Genomic DNA, 25147 nt, shown 5'->3' on the forward strand with positions numbered 1-25147 from the left:
TATTTCGAAACGCATCCTAAGCACCACTGTGATGTTATCGTGATGAGTGATTATGAACAAGGACTGGAAGATGCCGGCAGTATTATAATCAAACAGCCAAGTGGACTGACAGATAATCAACGTCATAGCATATGGGACTTACAATTCAGTAGTAAAACCAAACCTAAGCAAGTTAGTGTTAACGACTACAATTATCGCATGGCAAACAGTCAACTACATGGCTCAGCCAATAGCCAGCCTAAAGATATCACAACCCATGGCGATGACTACCGTTATGAAGAGCATTATAAAGTATTGGGTGATAAACAAACCGTTGAAAGCGGTCAATGGTATGCGCACATACGTCACCAACACTATATATCAGAACAATTCATTATCTATGGTAAATGTAATGATTATCAACTGGTGCCGGGTCAACGTCTTATTATTGAAGAATGTCCGATTTATGACATAAAAGAAGGTATTATTATTATTGCTTCCGAAAGTCATGGTAATCGAACAGACTCTTACGAAACCCATTTTACTGCCATTCCATATGATGTATTAAAACCTTATCGCCCTTTGCCACTTCCTTGGCCACAAGTTAGCGGTACTTTACCGGCACGGGTAACCAGTCCGGATGATGATACTTATGGTTATATCGATACAAAAGGGCGCTATCGCATTAAATTCAATTTTGATTTAAAAAGTTGGAAAAAAGGCGAAGAAAGTTTATGGGTAAGACTGGCAAAACCTTATTCGGGTAATACGTACGGCTTTCATTTTCCGTTAATAGACGGTACAGAAGTGGCGGTTGCATTTACTAATGGTAACCCAGACAGACCTTATATTGCCCATGCTATGCATGACAGTACTCACCCCGACCATGTCACCACAATCAACAAACACCGCAATGTAATTCGTACACCAGCGAACAACAAACTGCGCATGGATGACAAACGTGGGCAAGAACATATCAAGCTTGCCACTGAGTACGGTAAAACCCAGCTCAACATTGGTCATTTAGTGGATAGCGAAAAACATAAACGTGGTGAAGGCTTTGAGTTACGCACTGATGAATGGGGGGCAATGCGTGCTGCTAAAGGGGTCTATATCAGCACCATATCGCAAGAAAAGGCTGAAGGTCAACAACTTGATATGAAACAATCAATCCAACAGGTAGAAAAATCTTTAGAGATTTCTTACACATTGATTGAATGTGGCAAATTAAGTGGTGCTGAACCGGCTGACATTAACGAACAACAAACACTGCTTAGCGCAACAAATCAATTACAAGAATCAACGGTCGTCATTCACGGTGAAAAAGGGATTGCCCAAACTTCACCAAAAAGTATTCAAAGTGCAGCCAGTGAAAATATTATTGTCACAGCAGGTAAAAATGCCAGCGTCAATATTTTAAAAAAATTATCCATGGCTGCTGGCGAAATGGTATCGATATTCGCACAAAAATTAGGGATCAAACTGATTGCGGCATCGGGTCGCATTCAAATTCAAGCGCAATCTGACGAAATGGAAGTAATATCCCAAAAAAATATGTTTATAACCAGTACCGATGGCAAAGTCACGATCAATGCCAATAAAGAATTATTACTACTCAGTGGTGGGGCAGGCATACGCATTAAAGATGGGACCATTGAGTTAATTGCACCAACCAGTATTTTACAAAAAACCGCACTATTGTCTTATTCTGGGGCGGAAAGTATAAAAGAAGTTACACCTTCTTTCCAAAAAGGCGATTTTGGGCGTAAGTTTAAGTTACGTGTAAATGGATCACCCACTCAAGTACTTAAAAATCATCCTTATCGAATTCATTTTAGTGACGGTAGTACACAAGACGGCATGACGGATGAAAGTGGTAACACCGAACAATTACCGATGACTGAATTAGATGATTTAAAAATTGAAATATTAACAAAGGAATGATGAATGTCGAATAAAACAGACTCAGATAAAGTACTTCATTCAGTTGAAAAGGTGAGTGGCGTTCCATCAAATTCGACCGATGCAATGTTGACCTGTAACGTTGATGTACCGGCACCATTACCTTGTATAGTTATTTTAATCCATGGGGTAAATGATATTGGTGAAGCATTTGAAAATCAGGATCAAGGTATCTGTAAAGGATTAAATAAGCGATTAGGTCGTTGTGATTTAATTCCCAATGAATGGGCGACGATTCAAGAGGAAAGTGACAACTTTGCACCAAGAATAGCAATAACCAAAAGTCACTACTCCCCAGTTATTCCCTTTTTTTGGGGGTATCGTCCGGTCGATAAACAAATGTATGATGAAGATCAACGCGCTTATGAAAAAAGACTCAAAGATCCGTCGGTGATTGATCCTGAATTACCCTACAGCAGTTATTGGCTAGATCGGGAATTTAAATTAGATACCGGTACCCTTGCTGTCGATAAACTCAATAGCGATAATTTTTTTAATTGGATCGATTATGGTTATCACCGTAATGGGGGGCCGTTTGCCAATGCGACCACCTCGATCCCCGATATGTATGGACCAGGCATGTCAGGTTTACTTGCCTTTGGCGGAAAAAAATTGACCCCTGAAGGTTCAAAAAGTTATGATAACCCGCATCGTATCTATTTTGCATTTGCGGCTTATCGGTTAGCAGAATTGATTAAAAAAATTAGGAAGGATACCGACGGGCAAGATATTCCGATTAATATTGTGGCGCACAGTCAAGGTACTATTATTACTATGCTGGCAACTTTTTTATTAGCAAAAGACAATGTTTTGCCTGCTGATTGCGTAATTTTGGCACACTCACCTTATGCCTTTGAACCGTCGTCTGCTGAAAAGGTATCTAAAGATTTGGCTATGGGCATTCAAAGTAAACAAAGTCGGGAACAGACGTTTATCAACTTTGTTAAAAAAATTAAAGATTTGCAAAAATTAAGAGGTAAGGAATTTACGCCTGAAACACTAAAAGAAAACTACATTATTAATACCACCGTTAACCCTGATGAAAAATATATGCAAGCCGACGGCAGCGAAAAGCAGTATGATCGCTTGGGCAAAGACGAGGAGATGTTTTATCGTGATAACTTCGGCAAAGTGTATCACTATTTTAGTCCCAATGATCACGTGGTTTCGTTATGGAATGTGCAAGGGATGGGGTGGAAAGGGATTCCTGATCATATCATTAAAGCGTGCCATGAAAATTTAAGGCAGCGAGTGTTTTCTCACCAAGTCATCGCCGGTAACAATCCGATCAATCCAAATTTTATTCTTCCTTTAGTGACCATGACCATTGACGAGCAAGACTACCCGCACTATATCAGTTTTGAGGATTATAAACAACGAGTTACGTATTTTACTGTCCGTGAAGAAAAAATAGCGAACGCAGTTGAATTACTTCCTGAACAGTTGCAAAAACTGAAGCAAGAACCGTTATTCAGCAAATTTGAGGGGATAATCGAACATGGTCAATATATTAAATACGGTCGCAAAGTGAGAGTGGTATATCGCCCGACTTTTGCCGAAATGTCAAAAGACCACCCAGAACAAACCTATAATAAGGTATCGGCTAGTGAAATGAAAAAACAGGGTGCAATGTGTTCAAGTCCGGACGTGCTATTGCGCGATAATCCAAGTTTAAAAATCAGACCCAATAATTCACTCGATGCATCGATACAAATGTTGAAATTTACAACGGCACAATGTGATAACTATGCTACCGGTGACATTCAAACTGCGCCTTTTATCCTTACAGAGCGGATTATCAATGGTGAAGAAGTGCCCGAAACCATGATTTATCAAGTTGATCAGCCCGGTGATAAAACTAAATTGAGCCGAGCCATACATTATGGGGATATCTACAATAAAAATCCTCAAAAAATAGAAAAACTAAAACAAGGGACAATCAAATTAACTGTGCCCCGACCAAGTTATATACCGCCGTCTAACCCGATTGATCTATTCGGGAAACCAGTTATTACCGATCCGGTTTTATTAAAAAAACTTAACGATGATTTGCAACTGTCGGATCGGGGGATTAAATATTTTAGGTATATCGGTAATAACGATATGGGTAAAGATAAAGACCAAATTCGAATTTATTATTATCTATCAAATCAACAATTAAAGGATGCCATTCGTGAACTGGTGGACAGTAAAAAGGATGAAAGTAGTCACCATTCAGGCATCACCAACAGCAAAGATGCACCGGCAAAAATTATGGCTTACGATCTAGCCCTTGGCGTGGTGAATGGCATTACCCCGCAAAAACAGCAACTACTTTTTGAATGGCGCGCTATAGCCGATTGGCGCCACCCCGAAAATAATGATACGGAAACAGTCTTATATAGTCGTTATGGCATTTTGCCAGACGATTTAAAAAAAGCGATGAATTATCCAACTAAACATATGCCAATTAAACAGGATTTGGTCGTCAATAGTTTTTATCATGTATCTCCCAATCCAATTGTGTATAGAGAATTAAAGAAAGAAAAATATCAAAAATTAAGCGAAGAGCCACAATGGCAATTACCCGATCCCGATATTAAGGAGCCTTAAATGTTAGCATTTTGTTATCTTTTAGTGACAACAGGGTTAGTCATTTACAGTTACGTCCAAAAAAAGCGAGGGTTAATGGCGATTAGCTATTGCGCTTTTATAATCTGTTTTTTGGCATTAATGCCGATACCGGGTCAAGACCGCACGGTTTTAGGAGCGCCCACTCAAATGGTGTTTAAATTTGACAACTACCGTTCGTTGCAGCTAACCGGCTTACGATGTCAAGGGCGGTTATATTATATTGACGAACAAAAACAGATCTATTCGGAATTAGCGCTACATTCAGCCCGAGCGCTAACCGAACCGTTTAGCCATATGCCCGAAGATTATATTTTTGTCCCTTTAAGAGATTATTCAGGGATTGACTATTCCCGTGACGGCGGGCGTACCTTTCAAACCACCCATTTTGAAACTTCGGATAAGGTAAAAGGGTATTACCGCCCAATGGTTGATACGGTTGAACAAATTGTGGTGCTGAATAATCAAATATTTGTGTTGGATAAAAACAGAGGCATATATCGCTCGCCGCAGCCTTATGGTACAAGAATTGGCTATGACTTATTATCGCCAACCAACCAAGCTATTTTAGAACGGCATACCCGTTATATGGGCCCCCGCTGGGACAATCCGCCTGCAAGCCTGCCAACAATGCCAGACCAGTATACGGGCTGGGACCGTTGGCAGTGTGACCCAAGTCTAAAGCAAGAGGTGATAATCCAAAGTCGCTTTAAACCGTTTCATCAATGGCAAAACAAGTTGCGAGCGGTAATAGGATTAAGTCATGACGAGGTAACGCATGAATCATAAATTAAAAGGGCTATTTTTGCTGCTGGTTGTGGTGCCGGCAATAATCTGGTTGTCAGTTTATTTGGTTGGGAGTTCTCGACCCGATCAGGTTAAGAAAGTGGGGTTAGATATTCCAATGGCTGAGCCACGAGAAGGATATGAAATCGTCTACCCATATATGTATGATTCTCCGAATGAACTCACAATAAGTACCATAACTCATTACGAAAAGGCAACATATTATTATTTAAGCCAAAAACGTCAGGTGGTTTATCGTTACGACGAACACCGCTATTTAGAGTTACAAGGTGAAAACTGTGAAGGGTTAATGTGGTATCACGATGATGCTAACAATATTCATACCCGAATCAATATTCCGTTTTTCACCAAAACACAATTGCCAACGTTTCACTATTACAATCCGGGCAAAAAATATATTGCTATTCCGGCAAATGATATGTCATTTGTTCTGTTTTCGTTAGATCAAGGGCGAACGTTTCACATTGGTGAAGTCACAAGCTATGCCGCAGTGCCGGCAGAAAAAGTCGAGCGTTTTATTGGGGTGGATGATAGTCCACTTAATGTAACATTTGAAGATATAAGAAAGAATGATTCAAATGGATTTACCAAAACCATCACCATTCCGGGCAATACCGGTTATTTTATATTAAAAAATGGTAATGTACTGTTTGGGGAAACCGTATTCTATGATAATGACAGGTTTGGAACAAAAAATCAGCAATCATTTCACTCTTTGCAAGATATCGACCTAAGCCTTATTCAGCAAAAAGATCCTAATTTATTAGGTATGCAATCATTTGGAGCATATTGGCGAATATATCACACATCTCATTATTTAGAACGGGTGCAAGCTGCACGAACTATTCAACCCGAACCTTACCAAGGCTGGGATAAGATTCGCTGTGTTGTCGGGGCGGAAAAGTAATATGTTAGCATTTTGTTATCTTTTTGTGACAACAGGGTTAGTCATTTACAGTTATGTCCAAAAAAAGCGAGGATTAATGGCGATTAGCTATTGCGCTTTTCTAATCTGTTTTTTGGCATTAATGCCGATACCGGGTCAAGACCGCACGGTTTTAGGAGCGCCCACTCAAATGGTGTTTAAATTTGACAACTACCGTTCGTTGCAGCTAACCGGCTTACGATGTCAAGGGCGGTTATATTATATTGACGAACAAAAACAGATCTATTCGGAATTAGCGTTGCATTCAGCCCAAGCACTAACCGAACCGTTTAGCCATATGCCCGAAGACTATATTTTTGTGCCTTTAGATGATTATTCAGGGATTGACTATTCCCGTGACGGTGGGCGAACCTTTCAAACTACGCATTTTCATGATACTTCGGATAAGCTAGAAGGATATTATTACCGCCCAAGGGTTGATACGGTTGAACAAATTGTGGTGCTGAATAATCAAATATTTGTGTTGGATAAAAACAGAGGCATATATCGCTCGCCGCAGCCTTATGGTACAAGAATTGGCTATGACTTATTATCGCCAACCAACCAAGCTATTTTAGAACGGCATACCCGTTATATGGGCCCCCGCTGGGACAACCCGCCTGCAAGCCTGCCAACAATGCCAGACCAGTATACGGGCTGGGACCGTTGGCAGTGTGACCCAAGTCTAAAGCAAGAGGTGATAATCCAAAGTCGCTTTAAACCGTTTCATCAATGGCAAAACAAGTTGCGAGCGGTAATAGGATTAAGTCATGACGAGGTAACGCATGAATCATAAATTAAAAGGGCTATTTTTGCTGCTGGTTGTGGTGCCGGCAATAATCTGGTTGTCAGTTTATCTGGTTGGGAGTTCTCGACCCGATCAGGTTAAGAAAGTGGGGTTAGATATTCCAATGGCTGAGCCACGAGAAGGGTATGAAATCGTCTACCCATATATGTATGACTTACCTAATGAACTCACAACAAGAACCATAACTCATTATGAAAAGGCAACATATTATTATTTAAGCCAAAAGCGTCAGGTGGTTTATCGTTACGACGAGCACCGTTATTTAGAGTTACAAGGTGAAAACTGTGAAGGGTTAATGTGGTATCACGATGATGCTAACAATATTCATACCCGAATCAATATTCCGTTTTTCACCAAAACACAATTGCCGACGTTTCACTATTACAATCCGGGCAAAAAATATATTGCTATTCCGGCGAATGATATGTCATTTGTTCTGTTTTCGTTAGATCAAGGGCGAACGTTTCACATTGGTGAAGTGACAAGCTATGCCGCAGTGCCGGCAGAAAAAGTCGAGCGTTTTATTGGGGTGGATGATAGTCCACTTAATGTAACATTTAAAGATGTAAGAAAGAGTGATCCAAATGGATTTATGAATACTATCGCCATTCCGGGCAATACCGGTTATTTTATATTAAAAAATGGTAATGTACTGTTTGGGGAAACCGTATTTTATGATAATGACAAGTTTGGAACAAAAAATCAGCAGTCATTTCATTCATTAAATGATATTGATCCAAGCCTTATCCAGCAAAAAAATCCTAATTTTTTAGGTATGCAACCATTTGGAGCATACTGGGAAATATATCACAAACCTAATTATTTAGAACGGGTGCAAGCTGCACGAACTATTCAACCCGAACCTTACCAAGGCTGGGATAAGATTCGCTGTGTTGTCGGGGCGGAAAAGTAATATGTTAGCATTTTGTTATCTTTTTGTGACAACAGGGTTAGTCATTTACAGTTATGTCCAAAAAAAGCGAGGATTAATGGCGATTAGCTATTGCGCTTTTCTAATCTGTTTTTTGGCATTAATGCCGATACCGGGTCAAGACCGCACGGTTTTAGAAGCGCCAACCCAAATAGTGTTTAAATTTGATAATTACCGTTCGTTGCAGCTGACCGGTTTAGGATGTCAAGGGCGGTTATATTATATTGACGAACAAAAACAGATTTACTCGGAATTAGCGCTACATTCAGCCCGAGCACTAACCGAACCGTTTAGCCATATGCCCGAAGACTATATTTTTGTTCCTTTAAGAGATTATTCAGGGATTGACTACTCCCGTGACGGTGGGCGAACCTTTCAAACCACCCATTTTGAAACTTCGGATAAGGTAAAGGGGTATTACCGCCCAATGGTTGATACGGTTGAACAAATAGTGGTGCTGAATAATCAAATATTTGTGTTGGATAAAAACAGAGGTATATATCGTTCGCCACAGCCTTATGGTACAAGAATTGGCTATGATTTATTATCGCCAATCAACCAAGCTATTTTAGATCGGCATACCCGTTATATGGGCCCCCGCTGGGACAATCCGCCTGCAAGCCTGCCAACAATGCCAGACCAGTATACGGGCTGGGACCGTTGGCAGTGTGACCCAAGTCTAAAGCAAGAGGTGATAATCCAAAGTCGCTTTAAACCGTTTCATCAATGGCAAAACAAGCTGCGAGCGGTAATAGGATTAAGTCATGACGAGGTAACGCATGAATCATAAATTAAAAGGGCTATTTTTGCTGCTGGTTGTGGTGCCGGCAATAATCTGGTTGTCAGTTTATTTGGTTGGGAGTTCTCGACCCGATCAGGTTCAAAAAGTGGGGTTAGATATTCCAATGGCTGAGCCACGAGAAGGGTATGAAATCGTCTACCCATATATGTATGATTTTCCAAATGAACTCACTATAAGTACCATAACTCATTATGAAAAGGCAACATATTATTATTTAAGCCAAAAGCGTCAGGTGGTTTATCGTTACGACGAGCACCGTTATTTAGAGTTACAAGGTGAAAATTGTGAAGGGTTAATGTGGTATCACGATGATGCTAACAATATTCATACCCGAATCAATATTCCGTTTTTCACCAAAACACAATTGCCGACGTTTCACTATTACAATCCGGGCAAAAAATATATTGCTATTCCGGCGAATGATATGTCATTTGTTCTGTATTCGTTAGATCAAGGGCGAACGTTTCGTATTGGTGAAGTGACAAGCTATGCCGCAATGCCGGCAGAAAGGGTTGAGCGTTTTATTGGTGTGGATGATAGTTCACTTAATGTAACATTTAAAGATGTAAGAAAGAGTGATCCAAATGGATTTATGAATACTATCGCTATATCAGGCAATACCGGTTATTTTATATTAAACAATGGCGATGTGCTTTTTGGGGAAACTGTATTATATAATCATGAAGCGCTTAGAACGTTTGAACAAGCCTTTCACTCTCTTAAAGGTATTGATCCAAGCCTTATCCAGCAAAAAAATCCTAATTTTAAAGGTATGCAATTTTTCGGAAAATATTGGCAAATATATCACAACCCCAATTATTTAGAACGGGTGCAAGCCGCGCGAAGCATTCGCCCCGAACCTTACCAAGGCTGGGATAAGATTCGCTGTGTTGTCGGGACGGAAAAGTAAAAATATATAAAAAAAGGAGTTATTAATATTATGAAAGGTGTGATTCGCTTGGGTGATCCCCATTCACATGGTGGAAATGTTATTAGTGCGTCAGGCGCTAAATTTGAGGGAAAACCGGTTGCTTTAGTTGGTGATCAAGTTTCGTGTCCCAAAAAAGGTCATGGGGTGAATAATATTGTTGAAGGCCATCCTACTTGGAAAATGTTTGATCGCAATGTAGCTGTGAATGGTTGTAAAACTGCTTGTGGTTGTTCTTTAATCTCAACTTTACCCGTAGCAGGAAGCGAATAATGCAGTGGAAATTTCCTAATATACCCGAAAAAGCATTGCCTAAAAACTTTTCTATCTTTTTATATTTATTAGTTTTTGTGGTAAGTATTGCTATTTTTGCTTTTGCTGTAGTACTTATCAATGCTGAAAACATATTACCTAGTCTAGGGTTAAGTTGCTTATATTTTGTTATTGCACCACTATGTTTTGGTTTGTCGATAACGGGGATAGTGTATAATATTTATCATCATAAATTACTTTACGTACTTTTTTTTAATAAAAAAATCGAAAGTAAACACGAACAGTGGCAAAATTGGACTCGTCAATCAATTTGGTTAGTTGATTCACAATATCTTACCGATATTGAAAATCTAGGCTTGAAAATTATGGGTTTAGAAGGTAGTCAACCAATGAACCCAGAAAAACAAGTTCCCATTTCGACTTTGCATAATTTGAATAGTTCAGCCTTTTTTTATGTATTTGAAAAAATACTGCTTCCAATGAAAAAGAAAATTAATCAATTTTCAAATATAAAAGTGCAATTGAATACATTAAACAATTCAGATTTAGCAATGACTAATTTGATTAATTTTTGTCATTCAAATAATATCAGTATTCGTGATTCAAATATCAGTGCATCAGATCAAATCCCTTCACCAAAAATGATTAATGAATGGGTAGATGAATATGATAATCAAACAACATTGATTATTAATTTGGTGTTTGATGTCAAAAATAGTTTACCTTTTAGTGAATATTGTTGCGCTTTATTGTTTTCAAATGAATATAAAGCGTCAAAACTTTCAAAATTAAGAGTATTTCGCCCTCTTACAACCAAATTAACGGATTTAAGTGACGATATTGAGTATCTAATTAAAGCTGAGCAAGTTGATAAAAAGCAAGTTCGACAATTATGGGCAGCGCATTTACCTTCTTCTGCATTGAATATTCTAAAAGGAACATTTTTAGATAATGACAGTGAGATCATTATTGAACCGAATAAGCTTTATCATTTGGATGAGAACTTAGGTGTTTTAGATGATAGCCACGCATGGTTGACGTTATCGCTTGCTGCCGAAGCCGTAAATCAAGGTCAAAAAGGGCAAATGGTTGTAGCGCAGTGTGGTGATGAGATTCATATCATGCAGTTGTATGATAAAAATATGCAGCCTTCAAATCAAAAAAATGAATTATTTATTTTACCGGTTGTTTATCTTATAAGTATCATTTCGTTACTGTTTACCCTGATTGCTTTAATTCCGGCTAACGAAAATATTTTGATGACCTGTTTTATCATTATTTTAATGGCAGCCGTTGCTTTAGCTTTTATCATTCCGGTTTCTCAATATGGAGAAATAAAAACTTATGAGCATGAATTCCAAGAAATATGGTCATCAGAATTGGCAAAACTTGATCCATAAATACCAAGTAGTCGTAATAAAAAATTGATGATAGCAATGATTATTTAAAGGTATTTTGATATGTTTAGTTTAAACTGAACTTACTATAACTAGTTCTTTTATAAATATAACGTTAAGTTAAAAGCATTTAAATAATCGTTATTATCCCTTCGATACTTTATTGATAAACTTAAAAAACCTATCAAGTCCAAAGGGGAGGGATAATGGCAATAATATATTTTCACTCAGTCACTGACAACGGTTGCCTTAATCGGCTCATTTTGGGTGGCGAGTTTGGCTTATGATAATTGAATTATTTCTTCGGCAAAGAGCAGAAATTTATCTTAGTTTTTATTTACTTTTTTGAGTGTCAAATCCGCCCGAGTGAGTGTAAATAGAATGTTCTCTAAATTCAGATAATTTTTTGCTTTACTTATAAGACTATAAGACATTTTTAAATATAACTTTAAGTTATAAGCATCTAAATAATCGTTATTTATCCCCCCAATACTTTATTGATAAACTTAAAACCCTATTAAGTCCAAAGGGGGATAATAACAATGAAATTTTTTACTAAGTCACTGTCGGCAGCGACATTAATCGGTTCATTATTGGTCGCAAGTTCGGCTTATGCTGATCGTCTTGATGATATCGAAAAAAAAGGGGTAATTAAAATTGCGGTATTTGATAGTAATCCACCCTTTGGATTTGTTGATGAAAACTCGCATAATATTGTCGGGTTAGATGTGGATTATGCCAATGAAATCGGTAAAGCTTTAAAGGTAAAGGTTGAACTTGTACCGACTAACCCTGCCAATCGTATACCATTATTAACTTCACAAAAAGCCGATTTAATTGTGGCTAATTTCACCGTAACTGAGGAGCGTGCCAAAGCGGTTGATTTTAGTTTGCCTTATTTTGCTACCGGACAAAAATTTGTGGCAAAAAAAGGGATATTAACATCACCAGATGATTTGAAAAATCTTCGTATAGGCGCCGATAAAGGGACAGTAATGGAAATTACTCTACGTGAAAAATATCCTACAGCTAAAGTAATTTCGTATGATGATACGCCGTTTGCGTTTGCCGCTTTACGTAATGGGGTGGTGCAAGCTATTACGCAAGATGATGCTAAATTAATTGGTTTACTTGCCAACGTACCCGAAGAGCAACGTGCTATTTTTGAAATCTCACCCTTTAGTATTACCCAAGAATATCAAGCGGTTGGCATTCCCAAAGGCGAAACTCGTTTAAAAGATAAAGTGAATCAAATCCTGTTAAATGTTGAAACAGACGGTGAAGCGGTGACGATTTATAATCGCTGGTTTGGACCTGAAACGACGTCAGCAATGCCTCGTGGTGATTTTAAAATCGGTAAAGGTCAATAGATAGATGGTTGAGCAATTACTTGAACCACGATATTTGTGGTGGCTGTGGGACGGTTTTTTAGTGACGCTTGCGATTTCGTTATTAACCATAATATTGTCAACTGTGCTGGGTTTTTTGTTAGTGATTGCTCAACAAAGCCATATCAAAATCATAAAAGGTTTGGTGACATTCTATAATGCAATTTTTCGTTATTCGCCTTTACTGCCTCAACTGTTTTTTTGGTATTTTGGTGTCGGTAATTTATTACCTATTGAATTTAAAGTGTGGTTATTTGATGAACCCCAAATTCAACTCTTTTTTTTAACGTTAAAAATGCCTTCTTTTGAGTTTATTATTGGTTTGATTGCTTTAACGTTTTATTCCAGTGCTTTTATTGCTGAAGAGTTTCGGGCTGGTATTTTAGGTGTGTCAAAGGGACAACAACAAGCGTCTTTAGCGTTGGGGTTAACGTGGTGGCAAACTATGCGGTTTATCATTTTACCACAAAGTGTGCGCATCGCTTTTCCGCCATTAATTGGGCAATATATGAATATTATCAAAAATTCATCATTAACCATGGCTATTGGCGTGCTTGAACTTTCTTATGTTTCTCGGCAAGTCGAAACGGAATCCTTAAAGACGTTTCAAGATTTTGCTATTGCAACCTTGTTATATATTTTAGCCATTGTAATAGTAGGAACGGTTGGCAATATTTATCAAGCAAGTCGGTTGCAAATAAGTAAAGGTTAGTCAGTTATGGATCTTATGGGATTTGCTGTTATTTGGAATAATCTGGGTTACCTGATGTGGGGTAACTTTCCTGGTGGCATGTTTTTAACGTTATTAATGAGTGTTGTTGCAATTGTTTTTTCAACTATTTTAGGCATAGTAGCCGGTGTTGGTTTAACCGTGCTAAAAGGGGGAGTGCGTCAGTTACTTATCATGCTTCTTGCTTTTTTGCGAGCAATTCCAGTCATTATGTTAATTTTTTGGACTTATTTTCTATTACCCGTGATTTTTAATGTCGATGTACCGGCTATTGCTACCGTGATCTTTGCTTTATCATTAATTGGAGCAGCTTATATTGGGCATTCTGTTCATGCCGGTATGAATGCTGTTGGTAAAGATCAGTGGCAAGCGGCTTATTCATTGGGGCTGAATAAAGCGCAAGTGATTATCGCAATTATTTTACCACAAGCATTAAAGATGATGTTGCCGTCGTTTATTAATCAGTGGGTTTCACTCGTTAAAGATACTTCTTTGGCCTACATTGTTGGTGTTGCCGAGTTTACCTTTGTGGCAACACAAATTAATAATCGTAGTATGGTTTATCCGACTGAGATTTTTTTATTTGTCATTCTGGTTTATTTTTTCATTTGTTGGTTGCTTGATATTACGGTTTCATTTTTGGCAAGATGTTGGTTGCATTATGGCATCGACCACAAATAAACATGTCTAACTTTTCAGTATGTAAATTAAACCCGTATAACGATAAGTCACTCATGTAAAATAGATTAAAGGGGTTATTAAGGTTTTTTTAAGGTTAATAGGTTACATTTTTGATATGAATAATTCAGTCTGTTCAACTTTTCATGTGGTATGATATTAATACTAAACTCTTTTTATTGATTAATGCTTCTGATCAAGCATCAAAATCTTTTATCTATTTTGCAATCTTTTGTGCTAATTATTTAATGTTTTTTCCAATTATCATGTTAGCTGGCTATTGGTTTTTGAAGCCCGATTATCGACAATCGATTGTTAAAATTATGGTTAGTTTAGTGTTAGCGCTATTGATTTCTTTTGTGATACGTCATCTATTTTATTCGCCTCGCCCTTTTGCGCTTGATGTTGGAACCCATTATCTGTATCACGAAACCAATAGTTCGTTGCCAAGCCAACATGCTGTTTTTGTATGGACACTGTTTTTTTCTATTTTTTTCAATACAAAGCAGCAAGTTAAAAAATTATATTATTGCTGTTTTATTGTTGCGTTATTGGTTTGTTGGAGCCGAATTTATTTAGGTATTCATTGGCCTTTAGATATTATTATTAGTTTTATTGTCAGTCTTTTATCGGCTTATTTTGTGTCTAAATCTTGGGTTGCTTTTCTTAAATGATTGAGTGTATTTATCGTTAATTCAATAAAGTTGAGTCAATAAATCCAGTAATTGAATTTTTTCGATATCACTATTTTTACGTTAATTAAGGAACATTTAATATGAATGTCCAATCGACAATAGGATAACATTTAATGAAAATACTTATTGTTGAAGATGATAGCCTTCTTCAAAAAGGACTCTATGATGGCATTACTTCTAACGGTTATGTGTGTGAAGTGGCATCTAATGGTAAACAAGCTGAACAGTTTATTCAATTTGGTCAATTTAGTCTGGTAATATTGGATCTGGGGTTACCTGATTGTGACGGTTTAGATTTGCTAACGCGTTGGCGTAAAAAACAGATAGATACCCCAGTGCTTATTTTAACCGCTCGAGATACCATTGAAGATCGAGTTGAAGGATTAGATCATGGTGCCGATGATTATCTTATTAAACCTTTTGCTTTAACTGAACTTTTAGCCAGAGTGAGAGCCTTAATTCGCCGTAATCAAGGCACTGCTGATAATCTTATTTGCTTTGGTTCAATTACCATTGATATTAAGCAACAAATTGTCACTCAACATCAGCGTGAAGTAACATTGACGCCTAAAGAGTTTATTGTTCTTTCTCGACTGATGTTAAAAGCCGGCGAAAAAGTACACCGTGATTTATTGCAAAATGATCTATATGATTGGCAAAGTGATCCAAGTTCTAATGTGCTTGAAGTTTATATTCATGGATTACGAACTAAATTAGGTAAAAGTTTAATCAAAACTGTACGGGGCTATGGTTATCAACTCAATAGCGACAATTAAATTATTATTTTTCTTTATTGAATGAAAAACATGATGATCTTTAAATCGTTAAATAATATTCGTCAAAGTATTCGTTGGAATCTTTTTTTCACTTTGGGGGCGATTATGCTCATTTGCCAGATCATTACGGTGTTATGGTTATGGCATGAAAGTAAAGAACAGATAGATGTATTGGTAAATTTGACCTTAAGTCAAAACAAAATTGATGAAGTGGTTGAACATGAAGAACTAGAAGCTATTTTTGCCTTATTTTGTTCTGCTTTTTCAATGATGTTAGTCACTTTATTCCTTGCGTATAAAGCCATTAAATGGATTACAAAACCCTTAGAAGTGTTAGAAAAAGATTTAAATGAACGAACCGAAGATAATCTGAGTCCTATTGATCCCATTAGTAATAAGCGAGAAATTAAATCCATTACCACTGTTTTAAATAAGTTGTTTGTCCGATTAAGTAGTACACTTGCTCAAGAGCGTCTTTTTACGGCTGATGTTGCGCATGAAATGCGAACACCATTAGCCGGTATCCGTTTGCATTTAGAATTATTAGAAACAACACATCATATCGATTGTCATGAATTAATTGATCGTATTGATCGTTTAGTTAATACCGTCGAACAGTTATTAATGCTTGCCAGAGCTAGTCAAAAATTTACTGTTGGACACTATCAAAAAATTAATTTTCATGATGATATTATGTTGCCGCTTTTTGAAGAGTTATCCGAGCAAGCATTCCATAAGCAACAAGCGATTCAATGGAACATACCTGATAAAAAACTGATGTTTGAAGGAGATACCACTTTAATTAGATTATTGATTCGAAATTTGGTTGAAAATAGTAGTCGTTATAGTCCACCCAATACCAAAATTGTCGTTAATTGTTTTAAAGATGCCGAAGGCATTATTATTAATGTCGTCGATGAAGGTAGCGGTATTGATGAGTCTAAAAGCGAAAAATTAACTCAAGCCTTTTTCCGTATGGATCGAAAACATGATGGAATAGGGCTTGGATTAAGTATTGTGAATCGTATTTCAAAGTTGCATCATGGATCGTTCACTTTAGAAAATCGTCATGATCATCATCAAGGGACCGTTGCTCAGCTACGTCTTACTGATTTACCTCATCAATTAAATTAGCCACCAGTGGATTATGCCAATTATCTTTGATGATTGATTTTAAAAAACGTTGCCATGTGCGCTCAATCTTCGATTTTGCAAAATAGGGTATATAGTTGGCAACCGGAATAAAGGTCGAATTACCAATATTATCTATAATGACAAGCCGATTTTTTTGTTCTGAAAGATGTTGAAATAATATATTTTTGCTTTTAATGGTCATCGTAATGATACGATTGTCAAGCAATGTCGACTTTAATGCTTTTAACAAAACAATTAATTCATCATAGTATTGTTGTGTTAATTGTTGGTCAGCAAGATATGTTTCGAGTGGTGTAGCGGTTTTGCCATCATAATTACGAATTAATTCGAAAAGATGACCTTCACCAAAATTTGTTTGCACAGGGCCATAATATTTGGCTAACGCATCCCACGAGATATTGCGTTTAATAAGATGTTTGTAATAGGCAATTTCGCGGTTAGTTTCTTGTTCTGCTCCGTCATTATAGTTGACTTTAATACATTGATCGGGATTAGTCGGATGGTGATAGCACTTCCTATGTAAGCCTTTGCTTATATAATCTTTATCGGTAAGTTGAATTATCTGAGTCATCTAAAATAATATGATTGAGTAAAATTAGTTTTAAGTTTAACAGCAAGCGTTTTTACTTGCTATAATTTTTTATGACAAAACCTAGCACTTTTACTATATTTCTGTATAATATTGCAACCCACGTTACAACAGTGTTCTTCCCAACGCTGTTTTCGGTTGTCAAGGTTAATATAACAACTCGAAGGGGTTAGTTACTTAATCATTGCAATCAAAAAGTGTAAATAAATCGGTTGATTTATTAACGTGAGATTAATTAAAAATTGGATAAATACGAATGAGTACTTTTTCAGCTAAACCAGAAACAGTTAAACGCGACTGGTATGTTGTTGATGCAGCAGGTAAAACGTTAGGTCGTTTAGCTACTGAGATCGCAAGCCGTTTGCGTGGTAAACATAAAGCAGAATATACACCACATGTAGATACAGGTGATTATATTATCGTTATCAATGCAGAAAAAGTTGCTGTAACAGGCAAAAAACGCACTGATAAGATCTATTATCGTCATACTGGTTACATCGGTGGACTTAAAGAAGCGACTTTTAAAGAAATGATTGAACGTCATCCTGAACAAGTCATCGAGATTGCTGTAAAAGGCATGTTACCGAAAGGTCCTCTTGGTCGTGCAATGTACCGTAAACTTAAAGTTTATGCTGGTAGCGAGCACAATCATGCGGCACAACAACCGCAAGTATTAGATATTTAAGGGGATAGAAGATGGCTGATAATCAATATTACGGTACTGGTCGCCGCAAAAGTTCTGCTGCTCGTGTGTTTATTAAACCAGGTAGTGGAAATATCGTTATTAACAAACGTTCATTAGAGCAATACTTTGGTCGTGATACAGCTCGTATGGTTGTGATGCAACCTTTAGAGTTAGTTGAAATGACTGACAAACTTGATCTTTACATCACTGTTAAAGGTGGCGGTATTTCAGGTCAAGCGGGTGCGATTCGTCACGGTATTACTCGTGCATTAATGGAATATGATGAAACTTTACGCTCTTCATTACGTCAAGCGGGCTTTGTTACTCGTGATGCACGTCAAGTTGAACGTAAAAAAGTGGGTCTACGCAAAGCTCGTCGTCGTCCACAATTCAGCAAACGTTAATTGCAGACGTTACAAAATTATTTCAAAAGCCCAGCATTGTCTGGGTTTTTTTTATGACTAAAATTTATCACACTTCCAATTACCAAAGTCTTTTTTTTCATTTCATCGGATTATTTAATTGTGAGCCAACTGTTATTGATAAATTGTATCGGTTTTAATTGACTTAAACATGGTAAATTGTCAAAGTTTTTCACAATTAAAACGATTATTTGAAGAAAGATGATAAGAAAATTAATTTTTTTTAACAATTTTGTTATCCAATTTGCTAGAATAGAAACTCTCTAAACCTATTTTAAATTTTGCATATTTGGAGTGAACATGGTTGTTGCTGTTAATAAACGTTCTGTAATGACATTATTTTGTGATACAACAGATATCTATGGTCATCAGATCCGATTTGTGTTGGCAGAAAAAGGTGTGACTGCTGAAATTGAGTTTGTAACTGCTGATAATTTACCTCAGGAGTTACTGGATCTTAATCCTTATGGTTCAATTCCAACGTTGATTGATCGCGATTTAACACTGTATGAGCCTCATATAGCGTTAGAATATCTCGATGAACGTTTCCCTCATCCACCATTAATGCCTGTTTATCCGATTGTGCGTGCTAATTCTCGATTAACGATGTATCGCATTAAAAGAGAATGGTACAGTGCCTATGAAACCATTATCGCCGATCCAAATAGTGATGCCGCTAAAGTCGCACGTAAAAATCTTCTTGATGATTTAGTCTCAATTTCTGTCATGTTTAAAGAAAAAGACTTTTTTATGAGTGATGATTTTACGCTATGCGATTGTTATTTCGCACCTCTATTATGGCGATTGCCAATACTTGGTATAGAATTACCTAAAGTTGCGGAAAAAAATTATTTAGCCTACATGGCAAGAATTTTTGAACGCCCAGCTTTTATCAGTTCATTAACTGAAGATGAGAGAAAAATTAGAGTATAATAATTTATCTGCTCTAATTTATTATGTGATTTTAGAAGGTAATCTAAATGGATCCAAACCAAATGACTGCTCGACGCCCTTACTTATTTAGGGCGTTTTATGATTGGATTGTTGATAATGAACTTACTCCTTATATCGTGGTAAATGCTTCGGTATTCGGTGTTCTTGTACCGCAAGAGTTTGTGAAAGATAATCAGATCGTGTTAAATATTGCGCCACATTCCGTTGCGCAATATATGGCAACAAATGAAAAAATTGAATTTAATGCGCGATTTTCGGGTGTGCCACAACATATTGTTGTGCCGATGTCAGCCGTAGAAGCCATTTATGCTCGTGAAAATGGCGTGGGCATGGGATTTGAAGACGAACCCGAATATAAACAGCAACGCGAAACCGATATTCAGCAATCTGATAAAGTCGAGAAAAAATCAACAAACCCATTCCGAGTAGTGAAGTAATAATTTAACCTAAAACGTGATAATAAATTCAGTTGAACAGTTGGTTAACTATAGAAAGTGATGATCAACTGTTTATTCCCACCTAATAGTGTATATTTATTTCATTAATCGGGATATGATATAGCAAATTAAATCATATTCCCGTTTAAATTCATGAGTAATGAAATTGAGTTAAAATTCCAGATAAATAATTGTGACATTGCTGATTTACAATCTTTTTTAAACCAATGGGCAAGTAGTGATGAGCTTGAGTTTTCGAGCTTATCGAACAATCAGCGTACATTTTCAACCTTATCTTTGTGTAACTGTTACTATGACACAGCGGATAATTATTTGCGAAATCATCATTGTGGATTAAGACTTAGAGTAACTGAAAGCAACGAAAGTAAACAGTACGAAATGACGTTAAAACGTGATAGTCATGCTATCGCCGGTTTGCATGAACGCGCTGAATATAATGTTGATTTAAGTTGTCCACAACTCGATTTATCTCTATTTCCTGTAGGCGTATTTCCTAACAATTGTGACATCGAAAAGTTACAGAAAAATTTACAACCACTTTTTACTACTAACTTTACCCGTCAAGTGTGGTTAATCTCGTTTGCGAATAGCGAAATTGAAGTTGCTTTAGATTTAGGCAAAATAACCTCAAATGGTAAATTTAAACCAATACAAGAAGTTGAACTCGAAATAAAACAAGGCAATAAACAAGATTTGATTAACTTTGCGATTGAATTAAGTCGTTTTAACTTACATCTTTTTTCGCAGAGTAAGGCCTCAAGAGGTTACCGTTTATTATTAAATAAACCTGTTACTTCTGAACTCTTTTCTGCACAAATTGAACAAGATTTACCAAATTTACTCAACTTTTGGCAACAAAATGAAGAGTATGCTTTAGAAAATAATGATTTCATTTATTATAAACAGTTACTTATTCAAATAAACGAAGTATTAATAAACCTAAATCTTCAAATTGAGCCAGATTTTGAGCAGTGGCAAATGGCGATACAACGTATTGACTCGATTGCAAAGTTTGCTTATAGCGAGGTAAACACAAAACTCAAACTTAAACTAATTTCTGAAATAAATGGAATATAGGTATAACAATGAAATTGGACAGGACTTTTTTTAAACTACCACTATTATTAGTTTTATTTTATTGGTTATTTAATATTTTATATATCATAGTCTATGTTACTGGATTTGATGATTATCCTTTATTGTCAGATATGACAAATAATCAATTTATTCGGTATGTAACTAGGCAAGTCGTAATCAACTTCTTCTTCCAAATACCTTGTTCGATTGTTTTATTTGTTGTTTCCATCGTATTATTTAATAAATACTCCATTCATCAAGTCAATTCGAGAAATATTATTAATACTTTACTTGTTGCTATTTTATTTGCCTCAATGGAGGTTGCAGGACGATCGCTTTTCTACAGTGATATCTTTTTATGGGTTAGATATAAACTTAATTATTCAAATTCTGTTATCTCTTCTTCGTCTCTAACTTATGAATTGATTAATTTTGTTAACATATTAATTAGTTATATTTTTATAACACTGTGGACTTATCTTAGTATCAAATTGTTTAATAAAAATTTTATTCGCAGCAATGACGTATTAACTCAATCTGAAAGTCAGCGGTTACATTTTGGGTTATTTATTTCGCTTTATAATTGTTATTTTAGCACGTTGTTATTTCCTCTAATTTTTTTCGGTTATTATCACAGTTTAACAAGTTCAATTATTAATCTAACAATTTTAGTTCTATTTTTATTCATGACTAATTTGATAGGCTATTTTTTGTTGAGAAAATGTTTTACAGGCGTAACAGAAATTTTAAACCTGAAAAAACTTATATTTAGTTCGCTATGTATATTTATTTTCAATTGTATCTTGGTTGCAATAATTTTTTGGGTATCTGTTTTTCTGTATGAATATTTACAAGCATTCTATAGATTCTCCAATAACTTTTTATTGTGTTATACATGGATAACGATAGCAATGGTGTTTATTTTAAGTTCGATACTGGTTAGAATTATGACTAAACTGTTATTTGATTCAAAAAAATAACATTAATATCACGCCATAATACAAGTTGTTATAGATGTATTGGTGAAAATGAGTTTTAAAGTAATATATAGATTATGTTTTCGGTTATAGTAAATGGCGTTGATGCAATGATCTAACAAATCAAACCCGATAATACCTTGTGTGAGACAGAAAAATGCCCCAATCTAATCTTTTTAAAGATCAAAAGCAACGCGTTATCAATCAGCTTCAACATTGCGATCCAGTACTGGTACAAGCAAACCTTGATATTTTAGTGCAAAGTAATTTTCTTGTTGAGGCATTTTCTCGTTTTCCACATTGGCTTGCTGATTTTGTACAAAACCCACCACTGGCAGATGAAAGACAATATTATCAATCTTGGTTAAATGAACAATTAGTTTCAGTCATAGATGAAGCCTCGTTAATGAAAATATTAAGGCAATTTCGCCATAAAATGCTAATTCGCTTAGCATGGTCTCAATTAATAAAGGCAAGCAGTGATGAACAGATTTTGTTACAACTCAGTGAATTGGCAGAAATAATTGTTGTAACGGCTCGTGATTGGCTCTATTCATTAAGTTGTCAAGAATGGGGAACGCCAAGCAATATGCAAGGAAAACCCCAACCGTTATTGATTTTAGGTATGGGTAAATTGGGTGGCGGCGAGCTAAACTTTTCGTCTGATATTGATTTGATTTTCACTTATCCAGAACAAGGACAGACACAAGGCGGACGTCGAGAATTAGATAATGCGGTTTTTTTTACACGTTTAGGACAACGTTTAATTAAAACGCTTGATCAGATTACAGAAGATGGATTTGTTTACCGTGTTGATATGCGTTTACGCCCTTTAGGGGATGGTGGTCCATTGGTTCTTAGCTTTTCTTCTATGGAAGATTATTATCAAGAACAAGGTCGAGATTGGGAACGTTATGCAATGGTGAAAGCAAAGGTATTAGGTGATCAGCATGATACTTATACCCAAGAACTCTATCAAATGCTTAAACCTTTTATTTATCGCCGTTATATCGATTTTAGTGTTTTACAATCACTGCGAAACATGAAAAGTATGATTGAACGTGAAGTCCGTCGTCGTGGCTTAAAAAACAATATTAAACTTGGCGCTGGCGGCATTCGGGAAATTGAGTTTATCGTTCAAGTCTTTCAACTTATTCGAGGTGGTCGAGTGGTTGGATTGCAGACACGTTCGTTATTAAGTGCTTTGCAGGTTATTGAACAAGAATCATTACTGAAACTCAGTGAAGTGATTTTACTTCGAGAAAATTATCTTTTTTTACGTCGTTGTGAAAACCTTTTACAAGCGATTAATGATGAGCAAACCCAAACTTTGCCAGACAATGAACTAGATCAAATGCGTTTAGCAATCAGTATGGGGTTTGACAATTGGGAAAATTTTGAACAAGACTTGGCAAAAAGAATGTTGATCAACCGTGAAATATTCAATGAATTAATCGGTGATGAACAGTCCGAATCCACCCAGTCTAAACAATATAATGATAAGTTTGATGATTTATGGGTACCAGACTTAGAATTAAGTGATGTCAAAGCGGTGTTACCTAACTATTGTGATCAAACGGCAAATCAGCTTTGTCAATTGTTGTTACAATTTCGCAATGATATTGGTAAACGGACAATAGGTGTGCGTGGGCGAGAAATCCTTGATCAACTTATGCCGAGATTATTAGAAATACTCTGCAATGAAAAAAATGCCTTAATTGTGTTAGCAAGAATTTTTCCTTTGTTAGTCAATATTGTTAGCCGTACCACCTATTTAGAATTATTACTTGAATATCCTACCGCTTTGAAGCAGTTAATTCGGTTGTGTAGTGCTTCTCCAATGATTAGTGATCAGTTGGCACATTATCCGATCTTGTTAGATGAACTGATCGATATTCATTCACTTTATCAAACGGTTGCCCCTAATGAATATAAAAGTGAACTTTATCAATATTTGCTTCGCATTCAAGTTGATGATGAAGAACAACAACTTGAAGCGCTACGCCAGTTCAAGCAAATGCAATTATTGCATATTGCCGCAGCCGATGTTGCGCATGTATTAACCACCATGAAAGTGAGTGATCATTTAACGTTTGTGGCCGAAGCTCTCCTTGATTTTGTTGTTCAAATGGCATGGAATCAAATGATAGCTCGATATGGCAAGCCAGAACATCTTACAGATGACCATAAAGGTTTAGTGGTTATTGCGTATGGTAAGTTGGGCGGTTGGGAGCTGGGTTATGGGTCGGATTTAGATTTAGTTTTTTTACATGACTGCCCTGTTAACAGTATGACTACGGGTGAAAAACAGATAGATAGTCGTCAATTCTATCTTCGCTTAGTTCAGCGTATTATCCATTTATTTAATGTACGTACCAGTTTTGGTATTTTGTATGAAGTTGACGTTCGTTTACGTCCGCAAGGGGAAGCGGGTTTATTGGCTTGCAGTTTAGCTGCTTTTGAGGACTATCAAATGGAAGAAGCATGGACTTGGGAGCATCAAGCATTAGTCCGCGCCAGAGCCATTTATGGCGAAGTTGAACTTATTGAGCGTTTTAAACAAATCCGACATAAAGTACTTTGTAAAGTACGTGATGAACATCAATTAAAAACCGAAGTTAGAGAAATGCGTGAAAAAATGCGTACTCATTTGGGGTCAACTCAACCAGATTTATTTAATTTAAAAATTGATCAGGGTGGAATAGGGGATATTGAATTTTTATCACAGTATCTTGTGCTTAATTACGCACATCATTATCCTAAAATGACAACTTGGAGCGATAACGTTCGGATATTAGAATTAGCTGCTAATTATCAGATTATGGAACAGGATGAAGCCCAAAAGCTCACTCAAGCTTATATAGATATGCGTAACGAAATTCATCAATTATCATTACAACTATTACCTAGCACGGTTGATAACACCTGTTTTGTTGAGGAAAAACAAATCGTCAATCAAAGTTGGTCTAAATGGTTAATGAATTAAAAAATATTAATGTTGATGATCAATTTAAAATTTATCGATAGAATAATCGATTGAATGTTATCAGTGAGTTAACGCTATTAAAATTGACGAAAAAATGATGTTTTAGATTTGTTATCCCACTAAAGTGTTGAGTGGGATAATTTTACAAAATAGCG

At 36.4% G+C, this 25147-nt stretch carries 23 protein-coding genes; 22 read left to right on the top strand and 1 reads right to left on the bottom strand.

What is annotated here, in order from left to right:
• The 16 genes from ACGH47_RS09530 to pmrB all read left to right on the top strand — a co-directional run.
• Positions 1-1923 (top strand): DUF2345 domain-containing protein (locus ACGH47_RS09530; protein WP_411623304.1); only part of this gene is annotated, 1923 nt, incomplete at its 5' end.
• Positions 1924-1926: 3 nt separating this feature from the next.
• Positions 1927-4533, top strand: coding sequence for a hypothetical protein (locus tag ACGH47_RS09535; protein ID WP_411623305.1), 2607 nt, complete (start codon positions 1927-1929; stop codon positions 4531-4533).
• Positions 4534-5340, top strand: coding sequence for a hypothetical protein (locus ACGH47_RS09540; RefSeq protein WP_411623306.1), 807 nt, complete (start codon positions 4534-4536; stop codon positions 5338-5340).
• Entirely contained in the window at positions 5330-6265 is a 936-nt protein-coding gene (locus tag ACGH47_RS09545; protein WP_411623307.1) for a hypothetical protein, read from the top strand. Before ACGH47_RS09540 ends, ACGH47_RS09545 begins: the two co-directional genes overlap by 11 nt.
• 1 nt (position 6266) lies before the next feature.
• On the top strand, positions 6267-7079 hold the full coding sequence (locus tag ACGH47_RS09550; RefSeq protein ID WP_411623308.1) for a hypothetical protein: 813 nt from the start codon (positions 6267-6269) through the stop codon (positions 7077-7079).
• A complete protein-coding gene (locus ACGH47_RS09555) occupies positions 7069-8004 on the top strand; it encodes a hypothetical protein (protein WP_411623309.1) in 936 nt (311 codons plus the stop codon). Before ACGH47_RS09550 ends, ACGH47_RS09555 begins: the two co-directional genes overlap by 11 nt.
• 1 nt (position 8005) lies before the next feature.
• Complete coding sequence (locus ACGH47_RS09560) at positions 8006-8812, top strand: hypothetical protein (protein WP_411623310.1); 807 nt, start codon at positions 8006-8008, stop codon at positions 8810-8812.
• A complete protein-coding gene (locus ACGH47_RS09565) occupies positions 8802-9734 on the top strand; it encodes a hypothetical protein (protein WP_411623311.1) in 933 nt (310 codons plus the stop codon). Before ACGH47_RS09560 ends, ACGH47_RS09565 begins: the two co-directional genes overlap by 11 nt.
• 30 nt (positions 9735-9764) lie before the next feature.
• Complete coding sequence (locus ACGH47_RS09570; RefSeq protein WP_267380768.1) at positions 9765-10025, top strand: PAAR domain-containing protein; 261 nt, start codon at positions 9765-9767, stop codon at positions 10023-10025.
• A complete protein-coding gene (locus ACGH47_RS09575; protein ID WP_411623312.1) occupies positions 10025-11425 on the top strand; it encodes a hypothetical protein in 1401 nt (466 codons plus the stop codon). The genes ACGH47_RS09570 and ACGH47_RS09575 overlap by 1 nt, the downstream gene beginning before the upstream one ends.
• Positions 11426-11964: 539 nt before the next feature.
• Positions 11965-12792: an ABC transporter substrate-binding protein gene (locus ACGH47_RS09580; RefSeq protein ID WP_411623313.1), complete on the top strand. Its 828-nt coding sequence runs from the start codon at positions 11965-11967 to the stop codon at positions 12790-12792.
• A 4-nt stretch (positions 12793-12796) separates the two neighbouring features.
• Positions 12797-13522: an amino acid ABC transporter permease gene (locus tag ACGH47_RS09585; RefSeq protein ID WP_411590519.1), complete on the top strand. Its 726-nt coding sequence runs from the start codon at positions 12797-12799 to the stop codon at positions 13520-13522.
• Between the two features lie 15 nt (positions 13523-13537).
• Entirely contained in the window at positions 13538-14221 is a 684-nt protein-coding gene (locus tag ACGH47_RS09590) for an amino acid ABC transporter permease (RefSeq protein WP_411623331.1), read from the top strand.
• Between the two features lie 143 nt (positions 14222-14364).
• Positions 14365-14892 carry an undecaprenyl-diphosphatase gene (locus ACGH47_RS09595; RefSeq protein WP_267352451.1) on the top strand — a complete coding sequence of 176 codons (528 nt, stop codon included), beginning with the start codon at positions 14365-14367 and terminating at the stop codon, positions 14890-14892.
• Positions 14893-15026: 134 nt separating this feature from the next.
• Positions 15027-15689 carry a two-component system response regulator PmrA gene (gene pmrA, locus ACGH47_RS09600; protein ID WP_411623314.1) on the top strand — a complete coding sequence of 221 codons (663 nt, stop codon included), beginning with the start codon at positions 15027-15029 and terminating at the stop codon, positions 15687-15689.
• Positions 15690-15719: 30 nt separating this feature from the next.
• Entirely contained in the window at positions 15720-16823 is a 1104-nt protein-coding gene (pmrB, locus tag ACGH47_RS09605) for a two-component system sensor histidine kinase PmrB (protein ID WP_267360153.1), read from the top strand.
• On the opposite strand, the gene ACGH47_RS09610 is transcribed toward pmrB, so the two are convergent.
• Positions 16795-17415: a YrbL family protein gene (locus ACGH47_RS09610; RefSeq protein ID WP_267380756.1), complete on the bottom strand. Its 621-nt coding sequence runs from the start codon at positions 17413-17415 to the stop codon at positions 16795-16797. The genes pmrB and ACGH47_RS09610 overlap by 29 nt on opposite strands.
• A 274-nt stretch (positions 17416-17689) precedes the next feature.
• Between ACGH47_RS09610 and rplM the strand changes: the two genes are divergently transcribed.
• The 6 genes from rplM (at position 17690) to glnE (ending at position 24992) form a co-directional block, all read left to right on the top strand.
• On the top strand, positions 17690-18118 hold the full coding sequence (gene rplM, locus ACGH47_RS09615; protein WP_034901369.1) for a 50S ribosomal protein L13: 429 nt from the start codon (positions 17690-17692) through the stop codon (positions 18116-18118).
• Positions 18119-18129: 11 nt separating this feature from the next.
• Positions 18130-18522, top strand: a complete 393-nt coding sequence (gene rpsI, locus ACGH47_RS09620; protein ID WP_034901366.1) for a 30S ribosomal protein S9 — start codon at positions 18130-18132, stop codon at positions 18520-18522.
• A gap of 318 nt (positions 18523-18840) precedes the next feature.
• On the top strand, positions 18841-19473 hold the full coding sequence (locus ACGH47_RS09625; RefSeq protein ID WP_267352456.1) for a glutathione S-transferase N-terminal domain-containing protein: 633 nt from the start codon (positions 18841-18843) through the stop codon (positions 19471-19473).
• A gap of 47 nt (positions 19474-19520) precedes the next feature.
• Positions 19521-19931 carry a ClpXP protease specificity-enhancing factor gene (locus ACGH47_RS09630; RefSeq protein WP_411623315.1) on the top strand — a complete coding sequence of 137 codons (411 nt, stop codon included), beginning with the start codon at positions 19521-19523 and terminating at the stop codon, positions 19929-19931.
• Between the two features lie 153 nt (positions 19932-20084).
• Positions 20085-21029 carry an inorganic triphosphatase gene (locus tag ACGH47_RS09635; protein WP_411596864.1) on the top strand — a complete coding sequence of 315 codons (945 nt, stop codon included), beginning with the start codon at positions 20085-20087 and terminating at the stop codon, positions 21027-21029.
• Between the two features lie 1134 nt (positions 21030-22163).
• Entirely contained in the window at positions 22164-24992 is a 2829-nt protein-coding gene (gene glnE, locus ACGH47_RS09640) for a bifunctional [glutamate--ammonia ligase]-adenylyl-L-tyrosine phosphorylase/[glutamate--ammonia-ligase] adenylyltransferase (protein WP_411623316.1), read from the top strand.
• Positions 24993-25147 lie beyond the last annotated feature (155 nt).

The organism is Gilliamella sp. CG16 (genome assembly GCF_046635785.1).
Lineage (GTDB): Bacteria > Pseudomonadota > Gammaproteobacteria > Enterobacterales > Orbaceae > Gilliamella > Gilliamella apicola_I.

Coding starts and splice junctions, on each gene's coding strand:
- ACGH47_RS09535 (WP_411623305.1), top strand. CDS start 1,927: ATGTCGAATAAAACAGACTCAGATAAAGTACTTCATTCAGTTGAAAAG.
- ACGH47_RS09540 (WP_411623306.1), top strand. CDS start 4,534: ATGTTAGCATTTTGTTATCTTTTAGTGACAACAGGGTTAGTCATTTAC.
- ACGH47_RS09545 (WP_411623307.1), top strand. CDS start 5,330: ATGAATCATAAATTAAAAGGGCTATTTTTGCTGCTGGTTGTGGTGCCG.
- ACGH47_RS09550 (WP_411623308.1), top strand. CDS start 6,267: ATGTTAGCATTTTGTTATCTTTTTGTGACAACAGGGTTAGTCATTTAC.
- ACGH47_RS09555 (WP_411623309.1), top strand. CDS start 7,069: ATGAATCATAAATTAAAAGGGCTATTTTTGCTGCTGGTTGTGGTGCCG.
- ACGH47_RS09560 (WP_411623310.1), top strand. CDS start 8,006: ATGTTAGCATTTTGTTATCTTTTTGTGACAACAGGGTTAGTCATTTAC.
- ACGH47_RS09565 (WP_411623311.1), top strand. CDS start 8,802: ATGAATCATAAATTAAAAGGGCTATTTTTGCTGCTGGTTGTGGTGCCG.
- ACGH47_RS09570 (WP_267380768.1), top strand. CDS start 9,765: ATGAAAGGTGTGATTCGCTTGGGTGATCCCCATTCACATGGTGGAAAT.
- ACGH47_RS09575 (WP_411623312.1), top strand. CDS start 10,025: ATGCAGTGGAAATTTCCTAATATACCCGAAAAAGCATTGCCTAAAAAC.
- ACGH47_RS09580 (WP_411623313.1), top strand. CDS start 11,965: ATGAAATTTTTTACTAAGTCACTGTCGGCAGCGACATTAATCGGTTCA.
- ACGH47_RS09585 (WP_411590519.1), top strand. CDS start 12,797: ATGGTTGAGCAATTACTTGAACCACGATATTTGTGGTGGCTGTGGGAC.
- ACGH47_RS09590 (WP_411623331.1), top strand. CDS start 13,538: ATGGGATTTGCTGTTATTTGGAATAATCTGGGTTACCTGATGTGGGGT.
- ACGH47_RS09595 (WP_267352451.1), top strand. CDS start 14,365: ATGTGGTATGATATTAATACTAAACTCTTTTTATTGATTAATGCTTCT.
- pmrA (WP_411623314.1), top strand. CDS start 15,027: ATGAAAATACTTATTGTTGAAGATGATAGCCTTCTTCAAAAAGGACTC.
- pmrB (WP_267360153.1), top strand. CDS start 15,720: ATGATGATCTTTAAATCGTTAAATAATATTCGTCAAAGTATTCGTTGG.
- ACGH47_RS09610 (WP_267380756.1), bottom strand. CDS start 17,415: ATGACTCAGATAATTCAACTTACCGATAAAGATTATATAAGCAAAGGC.
- rplM (WP_034901369.1), top strand. CDS start 17,690: ATGAGTACTTTTTCAGCTAAACCAGAAACAGTTAAACGCGACTGGTAT.
- rpsI (WP_034901366.1), top strand. CDS start 18,130: ATGGCTGATAATCAATATTACGGTACTGGTCGCCGCAAAAGTTCTGCT.
- ACGH47_RS09625 (WP_267352456.1), top strand. CDS start 18,841: ATGGTTGTTGCTGTTAATAAACGTTCTGTAATGACATTATTTTGTGAT.
- ACGH47_RS09630 (WP_411623315.1), top strand. CDS start 19,521: ATGGATCCAAACCAAATGACTGCTCGACGCCCTTACTTATTTAGGGCG.
- ACGH47_RS09635 (WP_411596864.1), top strand. CDS start 20,085: ATGAGTAATGAAATTGAGTTAAAATTCCAGATAAATAATTGTGACATT.
- glnE (WP_411623316.1), top strand. CDS start 22,164: ATGCCCCAATCTAATCTTTTTAAAGATCAAAAGCAACGCGTTATCAAT.